The organism is Brevundimonas sp. GN22, assembly GCF_054824005.1.
On the sequence record NZ_JSYD01000072.1, the window covers coordinates 1 to 19,046 of the forward strand.

Annotated in this window: 22 protein-coding genes; 12 read left to right on the plus strand and 10 right to left on the minus strand. The window is 61.4% G+C overall.

Annotated features, from left to right (window positions below):
* Window positions 1–25 precede the first annotated feature (25 nt).
* Window positions 26–1,027 carry a cobaltochelatase subunit CobS gene (gene cobS, locus OB03_RS10640; RefSeq protein WP_461344121.1) on the minus strand — a complete coding sequence of 334 codons (1,002 nt, stop codon included), beginning with the start codon at window positions 1,025–1,027 and terminating at the stop codon, window positions 26–28.
* A gap of 62 nt (window positions 1,028–1,089) precedes the next feature.
* Window positions 1,090–1,764: a J domain-containing protein gene (locus tag OB03_RS10645; protein WP_242913310.1), complete on the minus strand. Its 675-nt coding sequence runs from the start codon at window positions 1,762–1,764 to the stop codon at window positions 1,090–1,092.
* 46 nt (window positions 1,765–1,810) lie between these two features.
* Here OB03_RS10645 and OB03_RS10650 point away from each other — a divergent pair, with 46 nt between their 5' ends.
* From OB03_RS10650 to OB03_RS10670, 5 genes are all read left to right on the plus strand, one after another.
* Window positions 1,811–2,110, plus strand: a complete 300-nt coding sequence (locus tag OB03_RS10650) for a BolA family protein (RefSeq protein WP_461344122.1) — start codon at window positions 1,811–1,813, stop codon at window positions 2,108–2,110.
* Window positions 2,111–2,328: 218 nt separating this feature from the next.
* Window positions 2,329–4,017: an ATP-binding protein gene (locus OB03_RS10655; protein ID WP_461344123.1), complete on the plus strand. Its 1,689-nt coding sequence runs from the start codon at window positions 2,329–2,331 to the stop codon at window positions 4,015–4,017.
* A gap of 68 nt (window positions 4,018–4,085) precedes the next feature.
* Entirely contained in the window at window positions 4,086–5,018 is a 933-nt protein-coding gene (locus tag OB03_RS10660; RefSeq protein WP_461344124.1) for a mechanosensitive ion channel family protein, read from the plus strand.
* Window positions 5,019–5,023: 5 nt separating this feature from the next.
* Window positions 5,024–6,040: a threonine aldolase family protein gene (locus OB03_RS10665; protein WP_242913314.1), complete on the plus strand. Its 1,017-nt coding sequence runs from the start codon at window positions 5,024–5,026 to the stop codon at window positions 6,038–6,040.
* 46 nt (window positions 6,041–6,086) lie between these two features.
* Window positions 6,087–7,967, plus strand: a complete 1,881-nt coding sequence (locus OB03_RS10670; protein ID WP_461344125.1) for an ABCB family ABC transporter ATP-binding protein/permease — start codon at window positions 6,087–6,089, stop codon at window positions 7,965–7,967.
* Here the strand turns inward: OB03_RS10670 and OB03_RS10675 are convergent.
* The 4 genes from OB03_RS10675 to OB03_RS10690 all read right to left on the minus strand — a co-directional run bounded on the left by OB03_RS10675 (window position 7,964) and on the right by OB03_RS10690 (window position 10,994).
* Window positions 7,964–8,434, minus strand: a complete 471-nt coding sequence (locus tag OB03_RS10675; protein ID WP_461344126.1) for a chemotaxis protein CheE — start codon at window positions 8,432–8,434, stop codon at window positions 7,964–7,966. The genes OB03_RS10670 and OB03_RS10675 overlap by 4 nt on opposite strands.
* Window positions 8,431–8,994: a response regulator gene (locus OB03_RS10680; RefSeq protein WP_242913317.1), complete on the minus strand. Its 564-nt coding sequence runs from the start codon at window positions 8,992–8,994 to the stop codon at window positions 8,431–8,433. Before OB03_RS10680 ends, OB03_RS10675 begins: the two co-directional genes overlap by 4 nt.
* A gap of 29 nt (window positions 8,995–9,023) precedes the next feature.
* A complete protein-coding gene (locus tag OB03_RS10685; protein ID WP_242913318.1) occupies window positions 9,024–9,974 on the minus strand; it encodes an acetyl-CoA carboxylase carboxyltransferase subunit alpha in 951 nt (316 codons plus the stop codon).
* 93 nt (window positions 9,975–10,067) lie between these two features.
* Window positions 10,068–10,994 (minus strand): site-specific tyrosine recombinase XerD, encoded by a 927-nt coding sequence (locus OB03_RS10690; RefSeq protein ID WP_461344127.1) that lies wholly within the window; start codon window positions 10,992–10,994, stop codon window positions 10,068–10,070.
* Between the two features lie 59 nt (window positions 10,995–11,053).
* On the opposite strand from OB03_RS10690, the gene OB03_RS10695 reads away from it, so the two are divergent.
* From OB03_RS10695 to OB03_RS10705, 3 genes are all read left to right on the plus strand, one after another.
* The gene (locus OB03_RS10695; protein ID WP_242913320.1) at window positions 11,054–11,623 is read left to right on the plus strand and encodes a shikimate kinase; all 570 of its coding nucleotides are present in this window, start codon (window positions 11,054–11,056) and stop codon (window positions 11,621–11,623) included.
* Complete coding sequence (gene aroB, locus OB03_RS10700; protein ID WP_461344128.1) at window positions 11,620–12,726, plus strand: 3-dehydroquinate synthase; 1,107 nt, start codon at window positions 11,620–11,622, stop codon at window positions 12,724–12,726. The genes OB03_RS10695 and aroB overlap by 4 nt, the downstream gene beginning before the upstream one ends.
* 282 nt (window positions 12,727–13,008) lie before the next feature.
* Complete coding sequence (locus OB03_RS10705) at window positions 13,009–13,311, plus strand: GNAT family N-acetyltransferase (protein ID WP_461344129.1); 303 nt, start codon at window positions 13,009–13,011, stop codon at window positions 13,309–13,311.
* On the opposite strand, the gene OB03_RS10710 is transcribed toward OB03_RS10705, so the two are convergent.
* Both OB03_RS10710 and tadA read right to left on the minus strand, forming a co-directional pair.
* Window positions 13,308–13,682 (minus strand): hypothetical protein, encoded by a 375-nt coding sequence (locus OB03_RS10710; protein ID WP_242913323.1) that lies wholly within the window; start codon window positions 13,680–13,682, stop codon window positions 13,308–13,310. The two genes, OB03_RS10705 and OB03_RS10710, sit on opposite strands and share 4 nt — an antisense overlap.
* Window positions 13,683–13,777: 95 nt before the next feature.
* Window positions 13,778–14,227 (minus strand): tRNA adenosine(34) deaminase TadA, encoded by a 450-nt coding sequence (gene tadA, locus OB03_RS10715; protein ID WP_242913324.1) that lies wholly within the window; start codon window positions 14,225–14,227, stop codon window positions 13,778–13,780.
* Window positions 14,228–14,239: 12 nt separating this feature from the next.
* On the opposite strand from tadA, the gene OB03_RS10720 reads away from it, so the two are divergent.
* From OB03_RS10720 to OB03_RS10735, 4 genes are all read left to right on the plus strand, one after another.
* Complete coding sequence (locus OB03_RS10720; protein ID WP_461344130.1) at window positions 14,240–15,934, plus strand: pseudouridine synthase; 1,695 nt, start codon at window positions 14,240–14,242, stop codon at window positions 15,932–15,934.
* A gap of 13 nt (window positions 15,935–15,947) precedes the next feature.
* Window positions 15,948–16,523, plus strand: coding sequence for a 16S rRNA (guanine(966)-N(2))-methyltransferase RsmD (gene rsmD, locus OB03_RS10725; RefSeq protein ID WP_461344131.1), 576 nt, complete (start codon window positions 15,948–15,950; stop codon window positions 16,521–16,523).
* 34 nt (window positions 16,524–16,557) lie between these two features.
* Complete coding sequence (locus OB03_RS10730; RefSeq protein ID WP_461344132.1) at window positions 16,558–17,574, plus strand: Kelch repeat-containing protein; 1,017 nt, start codon at window positions 16,558–16,560, stop codon at window positions 17,572–17,574.
* Window positions 17,575–17,636: 62 nt separating this feature from the next.
* Window positions 17,637–17,966: a DUF2322 family protein gene (locus OB03_RS10735; protein ID WP_461344133.1), complete on the plus strand. Its 330-nt coding sequence runs from the start codon at window positions 17,637–17,639 to the stop codon at window positions 17,964–17,966.
* Between the two features lie 3 nt (window positions 17,967–17,969).
* Here the strand turns inward: OB03_RS10735 and OB03_RS10740 are convergent, their stop codons facing one another.
* Together OB03_RS10740 and OB03_RS10745 are read right to left on the minus strand one after the other, a co-directional pair.
* Window positions 17,970–18,434: a low molecular weight protein-tyrosine-phosphatase gene (locus tag OB03_RS10740; protein WP_461344134.1), complete on the minus strand. Its 465-nt coding sequence runs from the start codon at window positions 18,432–18,434 to the stop codon at window positions 17,970–17,972.
* 16 nt (window positions 18,435–18,450) lie between these two features.
* Window positions 18,451–19,046, minus strand: a 596-nt coding sequence (locus OB03_RS10745) for a DNA mismatch repair MutL family protein (RefSeq protein ID WP_461344135.1), incomplete at its 5' end; no start/stop codon positions are given.

Consider the following 19,046-nt stretch of genomic DNA (forward strand, 5'->3'; position numbering starts at 1 on the left):
TCGCTGTTCAGAAGGCGAGGGGGCTTTAGCCCACCTTCACCCGCATGGCGGCTTCCGGCAGGTCCTCGCCAAAGGCGCGCTGATAGAACTCAGCGATGGTGGGGCGCTCCAGCTCGTCGCACTTGTTCAGGAAGGTCAGGCGGAAGGCGGTACCCACGTCGCCGAAGATCTCGACGTTCTGGGCCCAGGTGATGACCGTACGCGGCGACATGACGGTGGAAATGTCTCCGTTCATGAAGGCGTTGCGCGTCATGTCGGCGACACGAACCATCGCGGCGATTTGGCGACGGCCATTCTCGTCGGCGTACTGCGGCACCTTGGCGGCGACGATCTCGGCTTCCACATCATGGTCGAGATAGTTCAGCGTGGTGACGATGTTCCAGCGGTCGAGCTGGGCCTGGTTGATCTGCTGTGCGCCGTGATACAGGCCCGTGGTGTCACCCAGACCCACGGTGTTGGCGGTGGCGAACAGGCGGAAGTACGGGTTCGGGCGAATGACGCGGTTCTGGTCCAGGAGGGTCAGAGCGCCTTGCGCCTCCAGCACGCGCTGGATCACGAACATCACATCCGGACGTCCGGCATCATATTCGTCAAACACGAGGGCGACGGGGCGTTGCAATGCCCACGGCAGGATGCCTTCGCGGAATTCGGTAATCTGCTTGCCGTCTTTCAGGACGATGGCGTCCTTGCCGATCAGGTCGATACGGCTGACGTGGCTGTCGAGGTTGATACGCACCAGCGGCCAGTTCAGAAGGGCGGCGACCTGCTCGATGTGGGTCGACTTACCCGTGCCGTGATAGCCCTGAACCATCACGCGGCGGTCGAACGCAAAGCCTGCACAGATGGCAATCGTGGTCTGCGGGTCGAACTTGTATGTCGGATCGATTTCCGGAACGTGGCTGTCGCGCTCGTCGAAGACCGGAACAAGCATGTCGGAATCAATGCCAAACACCTCGCGCAGCGTCACCTTGCGGTGCGGGGCCAAGGTCAGCAGCGGATCAATGTTGGCGTCGAGCGGAGAGGTCATGGCAATCCATTAGAGCGGGCGCGTTCATGGCTCAACCGCCATCAACTGATACGATCGGGAGTTTAGGCGGCGTGACCGGCCTTTTTAAGCGTCTTGTACGCTTTGATCACGTTCTGGAGTTTTGTCTCGGTAGCGCGGTCGCCGCCGTTGGTGTCGGGGTGGAAGCGTTTGAGCAGCTCGTGATAGCGCGCCTTGACCGCTTCCTTTGCCGCGCCGGGCTCCATACCCAGTTCGGCCATCGCCTGACGCTCCAGCTTGCCCATGCGCGCCTCGGCCTCGGACATGACGGGTCCAGCCTGATCGTTCACGCGACGCTCGAACAAGCCAAAGCTGTCCTGCCAGCCATTGGGGTTGGCAGCGCCACCGCCCATTTTGGCATTGATGGCTGCGTTGACGCGTGAGTTGCGGCTGACCTTCATGTCCCACGTCGGGCGTCCGCCCGTCATGGCTTCATTTTCTTGGGCGGCGCGAATCTGCCCCTCGGTCATGCCCGCGTAGAAGTTCCAGCTCTTGTTGTACTGGGACGCGTGGGGCTGACAGAAGTTATAGAAATCGTTCAGGCGTTCGCGCGACTTGGGCGCACGTGCAGTGGCCGGTTTTGAACAGCCTTCGAAGTCGCACGGCTTTTCGCCGGGCTTCAGGTGCAGTACGTCTTCGGTCGCCGCCTCTTCTTCGGGCTTGGGCGGCTTCACCCGAATATCGGTGAAACGGGGTTTGTATTCGAATGACGCAGACATCGTTGCAAGTGTAAGCCTGATTTGGACTGCTTCAAGGACTTGACCTATGTCCGAAGGCCCTGTGGCGCAAATTATCCGACAAAAGTTGGATGCCGCGCTCTCTCCGCAACGTTTGTTGATCGAGGATGACAGCTGGCGGCACGCCGGCCACCATCACGACGGCGGCATGGATGCCCAGCCCGGCGGCGAGAGCCACTTCAACCTGACCGTAGTCAGTGCTGCGTTTGAAGGGCAATCCCGCGTCAATCGCCAGCGCATGGTCCAAAAGCTGTTGGCCTATGAACTGGCGGGCCCGATCCACGCCCTGTCGATCTCGGCAAAAACTCCGACTGAGGATGAAAAATAATAACGTTGTTCGGCGTTCATCCTGTCTTAGCGACTCGACCATAATGTCGCCGCCAACGAAATAGCCGTGGGACGCGAGGGGCGGCCAATATGGTGGGTGGTGGAAGTATCGGGCGTGGCCTACATGGCGACGTGCCGGGCTCGGCTGGTCAAGCGCTGAGCGCAATTTTAGAGACGCAGTATCTCAGGTACCTGATCATCGTCAGCTGGGGTGTCGCTATGTGCGCCACAGTGGGCCTGAAGGTCGGGATGGCGTGGTTTGTGGCCACGCTGACGGCAGGCATGCTGCGTAGTCTGGCAGAGCGCCGCGCGAGCCGTCGGGAGCAGAACGACTGGGGCACAATCTTCCCTGCGGTGGCGACCTTGTCGACCGTCGCTTGGGCGGCGGCTCCGTTGCTGGCGTGGTTTTCCGGCCGATCCTTCGGTCAGGAGATGGCCGTGGCCCTTTTGGCCTCTGGCTATGTGTTGGTTTTCGCGCAACTGCGAAACTCCCCGCGTCAGGCCGTACTGATCTCGTCGCCCTATGGCGGCGCAGCCGTCATCATCGCTTCCTCGCTTTGGGGCACGCCCGAGTTCTGGGCGTTTCTGGCGATGGGTCCGCTTATGTTGGGCGGTCTGTTCGTGCTGGTCTTGATGACCATGCTGCGCGAAGAGCGGATCATCGCCTTCCAGGAGCACCAGACCCACTTGATCGCCGAACTGGAAGCAGCGCGCGACAAGGCCGATGCGGCCAATACCGCCAAATCCAGTTTCCTCGGTGTGATTTCGCACGAACTTCGCACGCCCATGAACGGCGTTCTGGGTGCGGCTCAGTTGTTGAGCGCTTCACGCCTCGATGCCCAGCAGCGCGAGATGCTGTCTATCATCCGCAACTCGGGCGACAGCCTGCTTTCTCTGCTGAACGACATCCTTGATCTGACCAAGATCGAGGCGGGCAAGATGTCTTTTGAAGTGGTCGATATCGACCTCGATGCGCTCCATCGCCGCCTGCTGTCGCCATTTGAAGCACAGGCGAGGGCGAAAGGCCTCGTTATCACGCCGGTCTTTAGCGGTGAGGTGCCAGCGATTGTGCGCGGGGATCCTCTGCGTGTTTCGCAAATCCTGTCCAACCTGCTGTCGAACGCCGTGAAGTTCACGGACAAGGGCGAGATTCGCTACGGCGTCTTCGGTCGCAGGATTGCGGACAACCGCGTTGCTTTTGAATTCTCGGTCGAGGATTCGGGGGCCGGTATCGCGCCAGATGACCTGCAACGACTGTTCCAGCCCTTCACCCAGATCGACAACTCGTCGACGCGTAAATATGGCGGCACGGGACTCGGCCTGACCATTTCTCGTCGATTAGCCAATATCATGCAGGGCGATATTCATGTTGTTTCTGAAGTTGGCGTAGGTTCCACCTTCACCTTCATGGTCGAGGCCGAAGTCGTCGCTTGGGACGATCAGGTGGTCGAAGAAACCGAAGCTAGCGCACAAGGCGAGGTCGAAGGTCTTAAGGTGCTGGTTGTCGAGGACCACCCAGTGAACCGGATGATCCTCGAAGCGTGGATGGGCAGCAACGGGCATCAGGCCACGACAGCCGAACACGGCGGGATGGCCGTTGAGCAGGCTTTAACACAGGCCTTCGATCTGATTGTCATGGACGTGAACATGCCGGTCATGGACGGGCTGGAGGCGACCCGCCAGATTCGTCAGGGCTCGTCACTGAATGCAGACACGCCTATCATCGTCTTGTCGGCCTCTGCTCGCGTTGAGGACCATCAGGCAGGATTCGATGCTGGTGCCGATGCCTATCTGAACAAGCCGATCGATTTCAGGCAGTTGGCCACATACATGAACCGGTCATGTGAGGGGCGGGCCGCTCTGCGAGGACTTAGCGCAACGACGGAGCTGGCCCACTTTGCCGCCTAGGCGAGATCGTGAAAGAATAAGCTTAATCATGCGCTTCCATTCGGCGGCCAAGGCGTTAGCCTATGGGAATGATTATCGATCCCGCCGCCGTTACTGCCTTGCCGCCCACTCTGGCTGAAATCGACAAGCGTCTGAGCGCAGACGCTGTCGTCATTGCCAAGGCCATCGACATGCTGGGTGGCTTTGCGATCAACCTGGTGATCGCGCTGGTAATCTTCGCTGTCACGCTGGTGGCGGCGAAATGGGCCAGTTCTGCAGCGCGCAAAATCCTGTCGCGCACCCGCGCGGTGCGTCGCGATCCGACAGTTTTGGCATTCCTCGTTCAGATCGTGCGGGTCGTGGTGATCGTGATCGGTATGATTGCGGTGCTTCAGCGACTGGGCGTCCAGACGACTTCGATCATTGCCGTGCTGGGCGCAGCGTCGCTGGCTGTGGGTCTGGCGCTTCAGGGTACGCTATCCAACGTGGCGGCAGGTGTGATGCTGCTCCTGTTGCGTCCATATCGTGTGGGCGAGGTTATCGAGATCGGCGGCGTTACGGGGCAGGTCCAGAAGCTGGACCTGTTCACCACCCAACTGTCGACCGCAGGAAGCAGCAAGGTGATCGTGCCGAACGCTAAGGTGCTGGGCGACGTGATCACCAACCTCAGCGGCCAAACCAATCGCCGCATCGAAATCCATTTCACCGTGGGTTACGGCGAAAACCTCAACACGGTTCGCGAAATTCTGACGAACACCGCGATTAGCCATTTTCGCGTGCTAAAGGAGCCCTCGGTATGGTGCGGTGTGACGGCCTTACAGGATAGTGCCGTTCAAGTGACCTTGCAGGCTTGGGTGCGGTCCGACGACCACTTCCAGACGCAGTCAGACCTTATTCAAGCGGGTAAAGAAGCGCTGGATCGTGCGGGCGTCGAAATTCCATTTCCGCATCAAGTCTCAATCAATCACGGCGAACTGGCGATGATGCCAGCGCCGGACCAAGCCCCCGTTCAGAAAGACTGAGTGCGTTGCGTTACGATTTTGCCTCCGACAACACCGCAGGGATGGCTCCGTCCGCGCTAAAGGCGCTGGTGGATGCCAACCAGGATTTCGCAGCGGGATATGGAGCGGACGCCTACTCAGCAAAGGCTGCCGATGCAGTTCGCGGATTGCTGGATGTGGATGCCGATGTTCGTTTCGTATTCAGCGGAACGGCAGCGAACTCCATTGCGCTTTCGATGCTGGCCCAGCCTTTCGAGGCAGTTTTGGCGCACCATACGGCGCACGTCTGTACGGATGAAACCGGCGCGCCCGGTTTCTTCGGCCATGGCATGGGTCTGATCGGCTTGCCGGGGTACTCGGGCAAGATCGACGTGGATGGCCTGTGCGCCGCTCTGGACGAGCCTGTCGTCGGCCATCGTCAACCTCCCGCTGCCCTGACCCTGACCCAAGCCACCGAATACGGCACGGTTTACAGCGAAGACGAGATGGCGCTGCTGATCCGCATGGCTAAGGGAGCCAATCTGGGCGTGCACGTTGATGGCGCGCGTCTGGCCAACGCGGTGGCTGCGGGCTTTGACCCCAAGTCGTTGGGACGTATGGGCGTCGATATCATCAGTCTGGGTGGCGCAAAGGCCGGTGCACACGGTGTCGAAGCCTTGGTGGTGCTCAACCGTTCGCTTTCGTCGCGTCTGGACAACCGGTTGAAGCAATCCGGTCAGACCGCATCGAAGGGCCGTCTGTTGGCTGCGCCTCTGGGTGGGCTAATCCAGAGTGGCGAGTGGCTTTCCGGCGCTCAGAACGCCAACGCTATGGCGCAGCGTCTGGCCGATGGGATTGAAGCCTCCACGCCGTTCGTGCTGGCCCATCCGGTGGAATCCAACACTGTCTTCGTGCGTATGTCGGACGAAGCCTTGGCAGCGGTCCGGAACAAAGGTTTCGCGGTTTACGCATTCGATGACGGTTCCGTTCGTTTTGTATGCTCGTGGGCAACGAAAACCGAGGCAGTTGATGAACTTATCGCTGTCTTGAGCAATTTGGACTGAGGGGCTTTGCCCCATAGGCCGCAAACCCAAAGGAAGGCAGCGAACCATGCGTGGTGAAAGAGGCGGTTCGCGACGGGGCGATGTAACCACCAAGGCCACACAGGCCGGAGCAGATACTGCGGTGTCTGACACGCCCAAAACCTTGGCCGCAATCGGCAATCTGATCTCATTGGTCGGGCGTTCGGGTGCGCCTCAGTTGCCGTGGCGGATCACAGGCGCTGTTGGCCTGACCCTGGCAGGCAAGGGTTTGGGCGTCGCGGCTCCGTTGGTGCTTGGTGCAGCGGTGAACAAGCTGGCCGAAGGGCAGGGCGCAGCCGCCTCTGTGGGGCTGGGATTTGCCGCTTTTGCGGTCGGTTGGGCGGTTATACGCCTGTTGGCAGCGGCCACGCCTCAACTCTCCGACGTCGTATTCGCGCCCGTGCGAGCGGCGGCGCAACGGAAGACGGCGGCTGATGCTTTTGCCCACGCATTGAGCCTATCGACCGATTTCCACCAGACCAAACGCTCAGGGACCTTGTCGCGGGTGATGGATCGCGGATCGCGGGCGGTCGACTTCCTGCTGCGCATCCTGATGTTCAATCTGGGGCCGACGCTGCTGGAGCTCGTGCTCGCTGCTGCGGTTCTGGGCGGAAAGTACGACTGGCGTTTCGCCTTGGTGGCGATTGTTGTGGTGGCCGTTTATGCGACCGTCACCTTCATGATGGCCAACTGGCGACTGGAACACAGGCGCACGATGAACGCGGCCGACGCCGAGGCGGCCGGCTTGTCGGTTGATGCACTGCTGAACTACGAGACGGTCAAATCGTTCGGCGCTGAAGATCGCACGTCGGCGGCTTATGAGCGCTCCCTGTCGGCCTACGCCACAGCTTCGCTAAAGGCGAACTCGTCGTTGGCGGCGCTGAACCTCATTCAAGCGGTCATCATGAATGTGGGGCTGGGTGTCATGGCGGTGATGGCCGGCTTTGAAGCCGCTGCGGGACGGATGGGCCCGGGGGATGTCACGGCGGCTGTCCTGATCATGACTTCGCTGTACCAACCGTTGAATATCCTCGGCTTCGCCTACCGGGAAATCCGTCAATCTTTCATTGACATGGAAGAGATGCTTAAGGTGATGCGCGAGAAGCCTCTGGTGGCGGATGCGCCCGATGCGAAGGATCTACCGCGCCCCGAAGGCGACTGCGGTGCCGAGGTGAAGTTCGATCACGTCAGCTTCCGTCACGACGCGCGCGCAAACGGTCTGACGGATGTCAGCTTCACCGTCCCGGCACACACGACCACCGCGCTTGTAGGTCCTTCTGGGGCGGGCAAGTCCACAATCGTCAAACTGGCCCTCAGACTGCTGGATGCCCAGTCGGGCAGTGTGTCGGTTGCGAGCCATGATGTCCGCAAGATCAAGCAACAGTCGCTGCGTCAGGCAGTGGCTCTTGTTCCGCAGGATGTGGCGCTCTTCAACGACACGCTGGCAGCCAATATCGCCTTCGCCCGGCCCAGTGCGAGCGAGCAGGAAATCTGGGCGGCGGTCGAAGCGGCCGAACTGGGTGATTTCATCCGCACCTTGCCCGACGGTCTGGAAACAAAGGTGGGCGAGCGTGGCCTCAAGTTGTCAGGTGGCGAACGCCAGCGTGTGGGTATCGCCCGCGCACTGATTGCCGACCCGTGTGTCCTTATTCTCGATGAAGCGACCAGCGCCTTGGACAGCCGTACAGAGTCGGCCATCCAGCAGACGCTGCGGAAAGCACGCAGGGGCCGGACGACGCTGGTTATTGCGCACCGCCTTTCCACCATTGTGGATGCCGACCAGATACTGGTTTTGAAGGCGGGCAAGATCATCGAGCGGGGGACCCACCATGAACTGGTGGCACGTCAGGGCGGCGAATACGCCACCTTGTGGCGCAAACAGACCCGTGCAGGCCAAACGGACGCTTAAGCGCCCAGTTTGGCCTTAAGCACTTCCTGCAAGCTGGCCAGAACCTGTTTGCGGGCCTCGGCCTGTTCCTCAGGCAGGATCAGCAGCAACCGGAAGCTCTGAGCGTGCACGGTGATGATGCGCCAGTCGAACATCTGATCGACAGGCGAACCATCCAGCAGGTCGCACAGGTTGGTGGCCGCACGGCACAGGTCTTCGCGCGCAAAGGGGCCCGCGGCGTCGATAATACCCGCCGACAGGGCATAGGCCTCGTTCAGCTTGTCGTGCACTTCATCGATCGATGCAGGCGGCGACATGTCCGCCAGCTTCTGGATCGTTTCTTCGACCAGAGCGAGGCTTTGGCTTTCCAGACCGGCGAGGTTCTCGGCCGCCTGTTTTAGGGCAATGCGTGTGCTGATGCCGCCTGGCTGATCGATCAGGCTGGAGAGGCGGGAGCGGCGACGATTGTGGGTAATTACAGTCGTCATTCCTTACCTGCCTTTCTGCGTATCTCGTCGGCGCGGCGCTCGGGGCCGGCATAGGGTTCGGATTTGAAGCGGCGGTCGGGACCTAGATAGTCCCCGACCTCCATAAACGGTCGGTTGTCGCGCGAGACCCAGACGATTCGCTCTAGAAGGGTGAGCGAACTGAAAGGCTTGGTAATCAGGAAGTTGGCACCACAATCGCGGGCCTCGGCGACCTGTGACTGTCGTACGTGCGCGGCAGTCATGATTACGGGCGCGAATGCGTTTGGTTCCAGCTTCGAGCGTCGTAACCACCGCACGAACTCGAACCCCGTCATGCCGGGCATATCCGAGTCCACCAGAATCAGGTCGATCGGATTTTCCTTGAGAATGGAGATGGCTTCGACTGCAGACGCGCAGGCATGGCGGGTCTTCAAGCCGAAGCCGTTGAGCGCGCGCATGGTCAGTTCCAGCGCGAACGGGGAATCATCGATGACCATGGTCACCGCGCCTTCAAAGTTGAAGACGGCGCTTTCGCGCAGGGCTTCCCCGATGCCTGGCGAACGCGTTGCCGTGAATGACACGCTGGCCGTCTCCGAACTTGGTTTGAGGCTTAGCCTAGACGGCCGATGGCGTAGAAGCGATCTGCACGCTGGGTGCGCAGTTCGGCGGCAGACAGGCTTGATAGGGTCTTGAGCTCTTCCTCGATGGCATCGCCGACAGAGGTGAGGGCTTCTGCTGGCGCGGTGTGGGCACCCCCGACCGGCTCCTTGATCACGCGATCAACGATCTTCAGTTCCATAAGGTCGGGACCGGTGATTCGCATGGCCATGGCCGCATCTTTCGCGCGGCTGCCGTCGCGCCACAGGATGCCTGCGGCACCTTCCGGCGAAATCACTGAATAGATGGAGTGTTCCAGCATCATCACACGGTTGGCCGCAGCGATGGCGATAGCACCGCCTGAACCACCTTCACCGGTGACAGTGGCGATGTAAGGCACGCCCAGCGTGAGGCCGCGCTCGGTCGAGCGGGCGATGGCCTCGGCCTGACCGCGCTCTTCGGCACCAAGGCCCGGATAGGCACCGGCGGTGTCGACGAAGCTGAGGACCGGAAGGCCGAACTGCTCGGCCATGTCCATCAGGCGCACCGCCTTGCGGTAGCCCTCGGGGCGAGCCATGCCGAAGTTGTGGCGCAGGCGGGTCTGCGTGTCATGGCCCTTTTCGTGGCCCATGATGACAACGCCCTGACCCCGGAAACGTGCGACGCCGCCTAGAATGGCTTGGTCATCGCCGAACTGGCGGTCACCGTGCAGTTCTTCGAAATCGGTGAACAAGCCATCGATATAGTCGATGAAATGCGGACGCTGTGGGTGGCGAGCAACCTGGGTGCGCATCCACGGATCGAGATTGGCATAGGTCTCGGAGCGCAGGACCGCAGCCTTGTTCCTGAGGGTGTTGATCTCATCCTCGAACGAACCGCTGGACGGAGCGAGCTGCGAAAGCTCGGCGATCTTCGCTTCCAGTTCTGCGATGGGTTTTTCGAATTCGAGATAGTGCGTGGCCATAAAGCGCCCGTGTAACGACCGCGCCATCTTGGCGCTACGGAAAGTGGCGGACCCTAAAACCCGTAGGGGTTCGGGGCAATAGTCAGCTTGATATCAGTTTTTTCGCGCCAGCGGGTGCGACTTGTGCACCACTTGCGACAATCGGTCGGTGGCGACGTGGGTGTAGATCTGTGTTGTCGAGATGTCCGCATGCCCCAGCAGGGTTTGGACCACCCGTAAATCGGCCCCGCCTTCCAGCAGGTGCGTCGCGAAGGCGTGGCGCAACACGTGCGGACTGATGCGCGCGGGATCGATTCCCGCAGCGGCGGCGGCCTCGTCCAACAGCTGTGCGAAGCGGCGAGGGGTGAGGTGGCCCGTTCTTCCCGTCGAAGGGAATAGCCATGGGTTGGCCGCCAGTTTCGCCTCGGCCTGTTTGTTGTCGGCCTTGGCGCGGGGCTGGCTGCGAATCTCCAGCCACGTCTTCACAGCTTCCCGGGCAGAGGCATTCAGCGGCACCAACCGCTCCTTGTTGCCCTTGCCGGTGATAATCAAATAGGCCGGATCGCGCTGAACCGCCGATAGTTTGAGACCCAGAGCCTCCGATACGCGCATGCCGGAGGCGTAGGTCAACTCCACCAGCGCAAGCAGCCGGACCGCCGAAGCGCTGTCACGCTCGGCGATGGTGGAGAGTAATCGATCCACTTCTTCCCGCGACAGGCTTTTGGGCAGGGGGCGACCTTGCTTGGGGGCATCCAGCCGCCGCGAAGGATCATCTGTGCGCCAACCTTCGCCCATGGCAAAGCGGTAGAACTGCCGAACGGACGCACGACGACGCGCCGCCGTTGCGGCAGACAGTCCGCGTCGCGAGAGATCGGAATACCAGCCCTCGACGTCTTCCTGATCTGCCTTCAACAATCCTCCGGCACCGGACAATGACTGCTCGGCGTCCGTGAGGTCGCGACCATAGGCAGCAAGCGTGTGCGGAGAGGCGTCCCGCTCGACGGCCATCATTTCCAAAAAGGCTTCGATTTGTGGGGTCATCGGCGGTGCTGAGGGGTGCGAGGTTTGTTCATCCGTGTATAGAAGAGGGCGTTAAGAACATGAACTGTGCTGCCTCGCCCGATTCTCCGATAATAAAGTTGAACCGCACCATAGCGTTGGTGGGTCTGATGGGCGTCGGCAAATCGACAGTCGGGCGCCGTTTGGCAGCGCGCTTGAACCTGCCCTTTGCAGATGGCGATCACGAGATCGAATCTGCAGCTGGAATGACAGTCAGCGAAATCTTTTCGACCCGTGGCGAAGCCGAGTTCCGCGCTGGGGAAGCCCGCGTGATGAAGCGCCTGCTTGAAGGGCCGCCGGTCATTCTGGCAACCGGTGGCGGGGCGATGATGAACGAAGAGACGCGCCGCATGCTGAAAGACCATGCTGTGACCGTATGGATGCGCGCCGATCTGGAAGTCATCGCCGAGCGCGTGGCGCGACGCGATACCCGACCGCTCTTGCGCGGCCGCGACACGCTGCAAGTCCTGAGCGAATTGGCTGAAAAGAGATATCCCGTTTACGCCGAGGCCGATTTGACCGTCGATGTCGGGGGCGGGTCCCACGGCGTTGCGGTCGATGCGATGCTGACGGCTTTGAGAGCATACGCACAAGGCGCACTGAACAAATGATCACGGCTATCCGCGTCGAAGGCGGCGATTTCCAACCCTATGAAGTGCTGGTCGGAAATGGCCTGCTGGCGACGCTGGGTGCGCGGGTAAAGGCCTTGGCTCCGACCCGTGTGGCGGTGATTACCGACAGCACTGTGTCCGGCATCCATGCCGACGCCGCGCTGAACTCTCTGCGGGAAGCAGGCGTGCCGGCTGAACTGGTCGTCGTGCCGGCGGGCGAGGCATCCAAGTCCTTTGCCCAGTTGGACGCTGTGCTGGATCAGGTGATCGCGCACGGACTGGATCGTCGTAGCCTTGTTGTGGCGCTGGGCGGCGGAGTGATCGGCGATCTGGCCGGGTTGGCCGCTGCACTGTTCATGCGCGGTATCGATTTCATTCAGGTGCCGACCACCTTGTTGGCCCAAGTGGATTCATCGGTCGGCGGGAAAACAGCCATCGATACCCCGCGCGGGAAGAACCTGATCGGCGCATTCCACCAGCCGCGTCTGGTTCTGGCCGACATCGATCTGCTGTCGACGCTGCCCGCAAGGCAAATCCGATCCGGCTGGGCTGAAATCCTCAAGCACGGCCTCATCTGTGATGCGGAATATTTCGAATGGCTTGCCGGCGAGGGTGCTGTGGGAGCGGCGGGCGATGCCGCTGCGCTAACCAAGGCTGTTGTCCGTTCGGTCGAGATCAAGGCGCAAGTGGTTGGTGAAGACGAGAAGGAAGCTGGCCGGCGCGCGCTGCTCAATCTCGGTCACACCTTCGGCCATGCGCTGGAGGTCGAAGTCGGTTTCGACGATACCCTGACACACGGCGAGGCCGTGGCCCTCGGCTGTGCCATGGCTTTCCGGTATTCGGCATCGACAGGTCTGTGCTCGGCCGAGGACGCCGAGCGGGCAGAGCAGGGCATTCGCTCGGCGGGCCTGCCCACACGGCTTTCCGACATCGCGCATGCTTTCAAAGCCGACGTGCTGTTGTCCCGTATGCTCGGCGACAAAAAGGCCGAGGGCGGAAACCTCACGCTGGTTCTGGCCAAGGGCATAGGGCAGGCGTTCGTCGACAAGAAAGCGGACACCGCTTCGGTCCTGGCCTTCCTCAAGTCTGAAGGCGCAGACTAATGCTTACCTCCGTCGTGCTTGAAAACGAGCATGTACGGCTGGAGCCATTCACCGACAGGCACAAGGCTGAGGTCGCGCGTGCATTGGATCACGACCCAGAGGCTTGGCACGGCATGGTCGGGGCATCCTACGGTCGCCACTTTGAGCCTTGGTGGTCGGCGGCCATTACGGTAATGGAAAGCGGCTCACGCATAGCCTATGCGGTGCGCCGTCAGGCAGACCAACAGGTCGTGGGGACGACCAGCCTTTACGAAATACGTTTCGAACATCTCCGGTGCGAGATTGGATCGACTTTCTACGTTCCTGCAGTTCGGCAGTGCCATCAATCTCGCTTCGAAGCTGCTGCTTCTAGACTATGCCTTCGCTCATGGCATGATCCGCGTGGAAATCATCACCGACGCTCTGAATGCAGCCAGTCAGGCCGCTATCCGCAAACTGGGCGCGACCTTTGAGGGCACGCTAAGGCAGCACAAGCGGACATGGACCGGCCGCATGCGAGACACGGCACAGTTCTCGATTCTGAAGGATGTGGAATGGCCCGAGGTGCGGGCGAAGCTGCAAGCCAGACTGGCGAATAGGGCCTAGTCGCGGGGTTTTACCTCGGTGACGGTGCAGGTGGTGTCGGCCAATCGGGGCTCGCGCCACGTAGCATTCTTTCCGACACCCTTGAGTTCGGTTTGGGTGGCCTTGAATTCGTATCCGGTAGAGGTGGGCTCGCGCATGAGATCTGCGGCAAGTCCGTCTGACCGGCGCACAGTGGCCATCTGGCGCGGATGGTCGAACGTCGCGACCAGTCCTATCCCGTTGGCGCACATCAAAGTCCACTCTGCAGCGTCGTCGGGGCGGACATTGTCGGCAATGTCGGGGCGATCGCCTGCTGTCGTCTGCGACGAACGCTCTGCAGGGTGGCAAGCCGCCAGCATCAATACGACGACCGAAACAATCTGTGCCTTCACGTTGCCAACCTGATTTGAAACTTGCCCGAACGCTATCTGCGCCCGTGTGACTAACTCGGCGGGTACGGCACAGTTCCGAAAAGAACAGCGTCAGACTAAGCGGGTCTGGATTTTCGACGGGAACGGAAAAAGGATTTCAACTGCTCAGCGGCGGTTTCAGCCTGAATGCCGGCTTCGATTTCGGGCCGCCAATGGCAGGTGGGCTGTTCGAAGAATTTCGGACCGTGCAATACGGCGCCGCCCTTGGGATCATTCGCTCCCCAGACAACGCGTCCGATACGCGCATGGCTGATCGCACCTGCGCACATGGCGCACGGTTCCAGCGTTACATATAAAGTGAGGTCCGTTAGTCGATAATTCTCGACCGTGGCTGCTGCGTCGCGCAGAGCCACGATTTCGGCGTGAGCTGTCGGATCATGGCTTGTGATTGGACAGTTTTGCCCTTTACCTATCACTTCGCCGGTTAATTCGTTCACTATCACTGCGCCGACAGGCACCTCGCCAGCTTCAGCTGCCGCTTGCGCCAAGTCCAGCGCCATGCTCATGAACCGCTCATCATGGATCGCCATCCCCGAGACAACGACAAGAAGCCCCGCGCCCGTCAAGATGACGCATCGCGCGGTCCCCGTAAATTCGCCGATAAGGGCCCGAAATTCGGCTCTGGTGACAAGAAAGACCGCAAGTTTGACGACCGCGGCCCCCGTTCGCGTGACGATGACCGTCCGCGCACCGAGGGTCGATTCGAAAACCGCGGCCCCAAGGGTTCCAAGCCGGCTGCGAAGCCCGCGACACCCGAACGTACCGAACGCATTGCCAAAGCACTGGCACGCGCAGGTATCGCTTCGCGTCGTGAGGTTGAGCGTCTGATTGGCCTTGGCAAGGTTGCCGTAAACGGTCGCATCCTCGACACGCCAGCCGTGCTGGTAAAGCGTGATGACGTCATCACCGTCGATGGAAAGCCCGTTGGTGCCGCCGAGGCCACCCGCGTCTGGCGCTATCACAAGCCAGCCGGCCTGATCACCAGCCACAACGACCCTGCGGGTCGCCCGACTGTTTGGGACGCGCTTCCGGCTGATCTGCCACGCGTGATCTCGGTTGGTCGCCTCGACTTGGCTACCGAAGGTCTGCTGCTGCTGACCAACGACGGTGAGCTGAGCCGTGCTCTGGAACTGCCGGACACCGCGCTGGTGCGTCACTATCGCGCCCGCGCCCGTGGCCGTATTACTCAGGACAAGCTGGACACGCTTAAGGAAGGCGTCGTCGTTGACGGCGTCCGCTATGGTCCGGTCGACGCCAAGATCGACAAGGCCAAGGAAAAAGAAGAGGACGGTCAGCCGAGCTCGGCCAACCTCTGGATCAGCGTTTCGATCACCGAAGGCAAAAACCGCGAAGTCCGTAAGGTTCTTGAAAGCCTCGGTCTTCAGGTCAACCGCCTGATCCGTCTGGCCTATGGCCCGTTCAACCTCGGTACCCTGCCGGTGAACACGGTCGAGGAAGTCGGCCCGCGCGTCATCCGCGAGATGCTGAGCGAATACATCCGGCCGGAAAACCTGCCGACCGGTAACTCGGTCGCGACCCCTGCGCCGATCCCGGGCCGTCGTCCGGCTGGTGCGATCATCAAGGGACGCTCGGGTTCGGCCATGTCAGATCCGTCGCGCAAGCCCAGCCGCGTTCGTGCTGCCAATCAGGCGGTCGAGGACGGCGTTCCGGCTAAACCAGAGCGTCCGGTGAAGAAGGAAGGCTGGGCCAAGGCCAAGCCGAAGTTCGAGCACACCAAGACCTTCAAACCGCGCGCCCGTCCGGAACCGCGTGAAGGTGACGAGGGCGCTTCGTCGGAACGTCCGCGCAAGCCGTTCAACCGTGAACTGCGTGCAGACCAGTTTATTGACGACCGCCGCAAGCCCGCGGGCAAGTCGTTTGGCGACAAGCCTACCGGTCGTTCGTACGGTGACCGCCCGTCGGGTGGTGAGCGGACTTTTGGGGGCAAGCCGGGTGGCAAACCTGCTGGCCGTTCCTACGGCGATCGTCCTACAGGCGAACGCTCGTTCGGCGACAAGCCTGCTGGCCGCACCTATGGCGACCGTCCGACGGGTGAGCGTTCCGGTGGTGACCGTCCGTCGGGCGGTAAGTCGTTTGGCGGCAAGCCGGGCGGTAAGCCTGCTGGTCGTTCGTTCGGTGATCGCCCGTCGGATGGCAAGCCCTCGGGCAAGCCATTCGGTGGTGGTCGCGGCGGCCCTCGCGGTCGTAGCTAAGGACTAGCCGACGATGAGGATTGTCGCTGGCAGTCTGAAAGGCCGCGCCATTGTCGCGCCGGAAGGGCAGGGCACCCGCCCGACGTCCGACCGCGCACGTCAGGCCATTTTCAACGTGCTTGAGCACGCTGGCTGGGCCGAAGACGTTCTGGATGGCGCACGGGTCATCGACCTGTACGCCGGCTCGGGCGCGCTGGGCTATGAAGCAATTTCGCGCGGTGGTGCCTTCTGCCTGTTCGTCGAAACCGACGACGGTGCACGCGGTGCCATCCGTGAAAACATGGATGCCTACGGCCTGTTCGGACGCACCCGTGTCCACCGCCGCAGCGCCACCGATCTGGGTCCGCGTCCGGGCTCTGCGGGGGAAGCCTTCACGCTGGCTTTCCTTGACCCTCCTTACGGCAAGGGTCTGGGCGAGCAGACGCTGGAAAAGCTGCTGGAAGGCAACTGGCTGGCCCCCAATGCCCTGGTTGTTTACGAGCGCGGCTCTGACGAGCCGGAGATTGAAACGCCCGGTTACGAACGCATGGATGCCCGCGACTACGGCGCGGCGCGCGTTCTGTTCCTGAAGGTCGCTCCTTCAGAGTAGCATTACGCAGAATATCGTTGATAGGCTGTGGCGCATGATGATTCATCGCCGCAGCCTTATCGCCTCTGTCGCCGTAACGGCGGCACTTCCCAAAATCGCTATGGCCCAAACAAAACCGCGCTGGCAGCGTCGGGCCGATATGCCGTGGGCTACGCAGGAGGTGTACTGCGCGGTTCTGGATGGAAAGATCTACGTCGCGGGCGGGCTAATCCGTGACCGGCTGCACACGCGGATCAACGACCGCGTAGGCGCGTATGATCCCGCCACCGATAGTTGGTCCGAGGCCGCTCGTCTGCCGCAACCGCGTCACCACCCGATGCTGGCGACCGCCAAGGGGCACCTCTGGTCCTTTGGTGGATATGACCGTCGGGAGGGCGGGGAGTGGACTTCCATGACCGACGTCTGGGTGCTGGACGGCGACCTTTGGCGGCCGGTCGGGCAAATGCCGCAGCCGCTGGCCGAAACCGTGGGGGCCACCCTTGAGGATCGCGTTCACCTGATCGGTGGGCGCTCGCCGGTCACAGGGAGAAACGGCCAATGGAACGATCAGGCCGATGTGACGACCCATCTGGTGTTCGACGCGTCCGAGGGGGCGTGGGATACAGCAAGACCAGCCCCTGAGGCCCGCAACAGCGCGGCGGCTAGTGTCCACCACGGGCAGATCTACGTCGCGGGCGGTCGAACAGTCGAAGGCGGGCGCGGGACGGGGCGTCTGGACCGCTATGACCCTCGATCGGATCGCTGGGATACTTTAAGTCCAATCCCTGCGTCCGATAGTGGCAATCAGGTCGGCGGTGGGCTGGCTATGGCCGCCGTGGGAGAGAAGCTGGTCGCCTTTGGCGGCGAGTGGCTGACGCGGCCGGGTGGGGTGTTCACCGAGACCTGGGTTTACGACATCGCTTCCGACAATTGGACACGCGGGCCGGATATGGGCGTGCCGCGCCACGGCTTGGCAGGCGCAGCGGTTGATGGCGTCGTCTATGCGCTGGCTGGCGGAGAGGTCTATTCCGGCGGAAAAGCCAGCGGAGTGGTGGAAGCGCTACGGTTCTAAAAGACATTCAGTCGGATTTCAGGACCTGCTAGGGCATGCACAATTTCAATAGAGTGTGTCCCATGATCCAGCCGACAGCTTCTTTCAAAGACAACCTGCAGCTTCTGCCCTCTATCGAGGGGCTAGAGCAGATCGAACTGCTGGATGGCGCTGGTGCTGTTGTGGCGACCATCGAGAACCAACCGGGCAAGCAAGGCTCGTTGGCGGTTTACCAGTACTTGCAGAATGAGTTCGGTGCGTTGGACGCCGAAGCAGCAGCGCATGGGCTGATGGTATTTGCCGAACACACGCCGGACGCTCGCCAACATCCGGGTGCGCACCCCAATATCGACCGTCTGCTCGACATTGTGGGCGGTGCCGAGCCACTGCAAATCAGGCTGGTCGCAGCTTAAGGCTCAGGGCTCGTTGGCAAGGTGGTCGGCGAGGCCTTTCGATGCCTCGACCACATCGGCCCAAGTGATGTTGAAGCCGTCATCATCCCCGTAATACGGGTCTTGCACGCTCTCGCCCTTACGACCGGCCCAATCCAGCATGAGGCTAAGTTTCGCGGTCGCATCAGCTGGCATGATGCGCTTCAGATTGGCCAGATTATCGGCATCCATCGCCACGATGTGGTCAAAGCGCGTGAAGTCGGCCACTTTAACCTGACGACCTCGCAGGGTGGATATGTCCACGCCATTGCGCTTTGCCGTAGCGATGGCGCGAGGATCGGGCTTTTCGTCGATGTGATAGGCAGCAGTGCCCGCACTGTCAGTCACGACTGGCAGCTTGAGACCAGCCACCTCAGCGCGGAACGCCCCCTCTGCCAGCGGCGAGCGGCAGATGTTTCCAAGACAGACGAATAGAACCGATTTGAACATTAAGTCGCGCCTTTAACTATCGACGACCAAACAGCTTTTCTAGATCGTTGAGCTTTAGCTCCACATAGGTTGGACGGCCATGGTTGCACTGACCGGAGTGGGGCGTGGCTTCCATCTGGCGCAGCAGGGCATTCATTTCAGGGGCACTGAGCACACGGCCCGAACGCACCGAGCCGTGGCAGGCCATGGTGCCGCAGACCTCTGCCATCCGCTCTTTCAACGACAGTGCCGCTCCGTGTTCGGAAAGGTCGTCGGCGATATCGCGGATCAGGCCTTGAACGTCGGTATCGCCAAGCAGGGCCGGCGTCTCGCGTACCAGAACCGCGCCTGCCCCGAACGGCTCGACGATCAGGCCCATCTCGGCCAGTTCTTCAGACTTGGCGCCAATGCGGTCGGCCTCGGACGGGTCCAGTTCCACCACCTCCGGCGTCAGCAGGGCCTGACGGGTGACGTGCCCCCCCTCCATCTGCACCTTCATACGTTCATAGACGAGGCGTTCGTGGGCAGCGTGCTGGTCGACGATGACCAGACCATCGCGGGTCTGCGCGACGATATAGGTGCCATGTAGCTGCGCGCGGGCGGCCCCAAGCGGAAAGTCGATAGGATCGACCG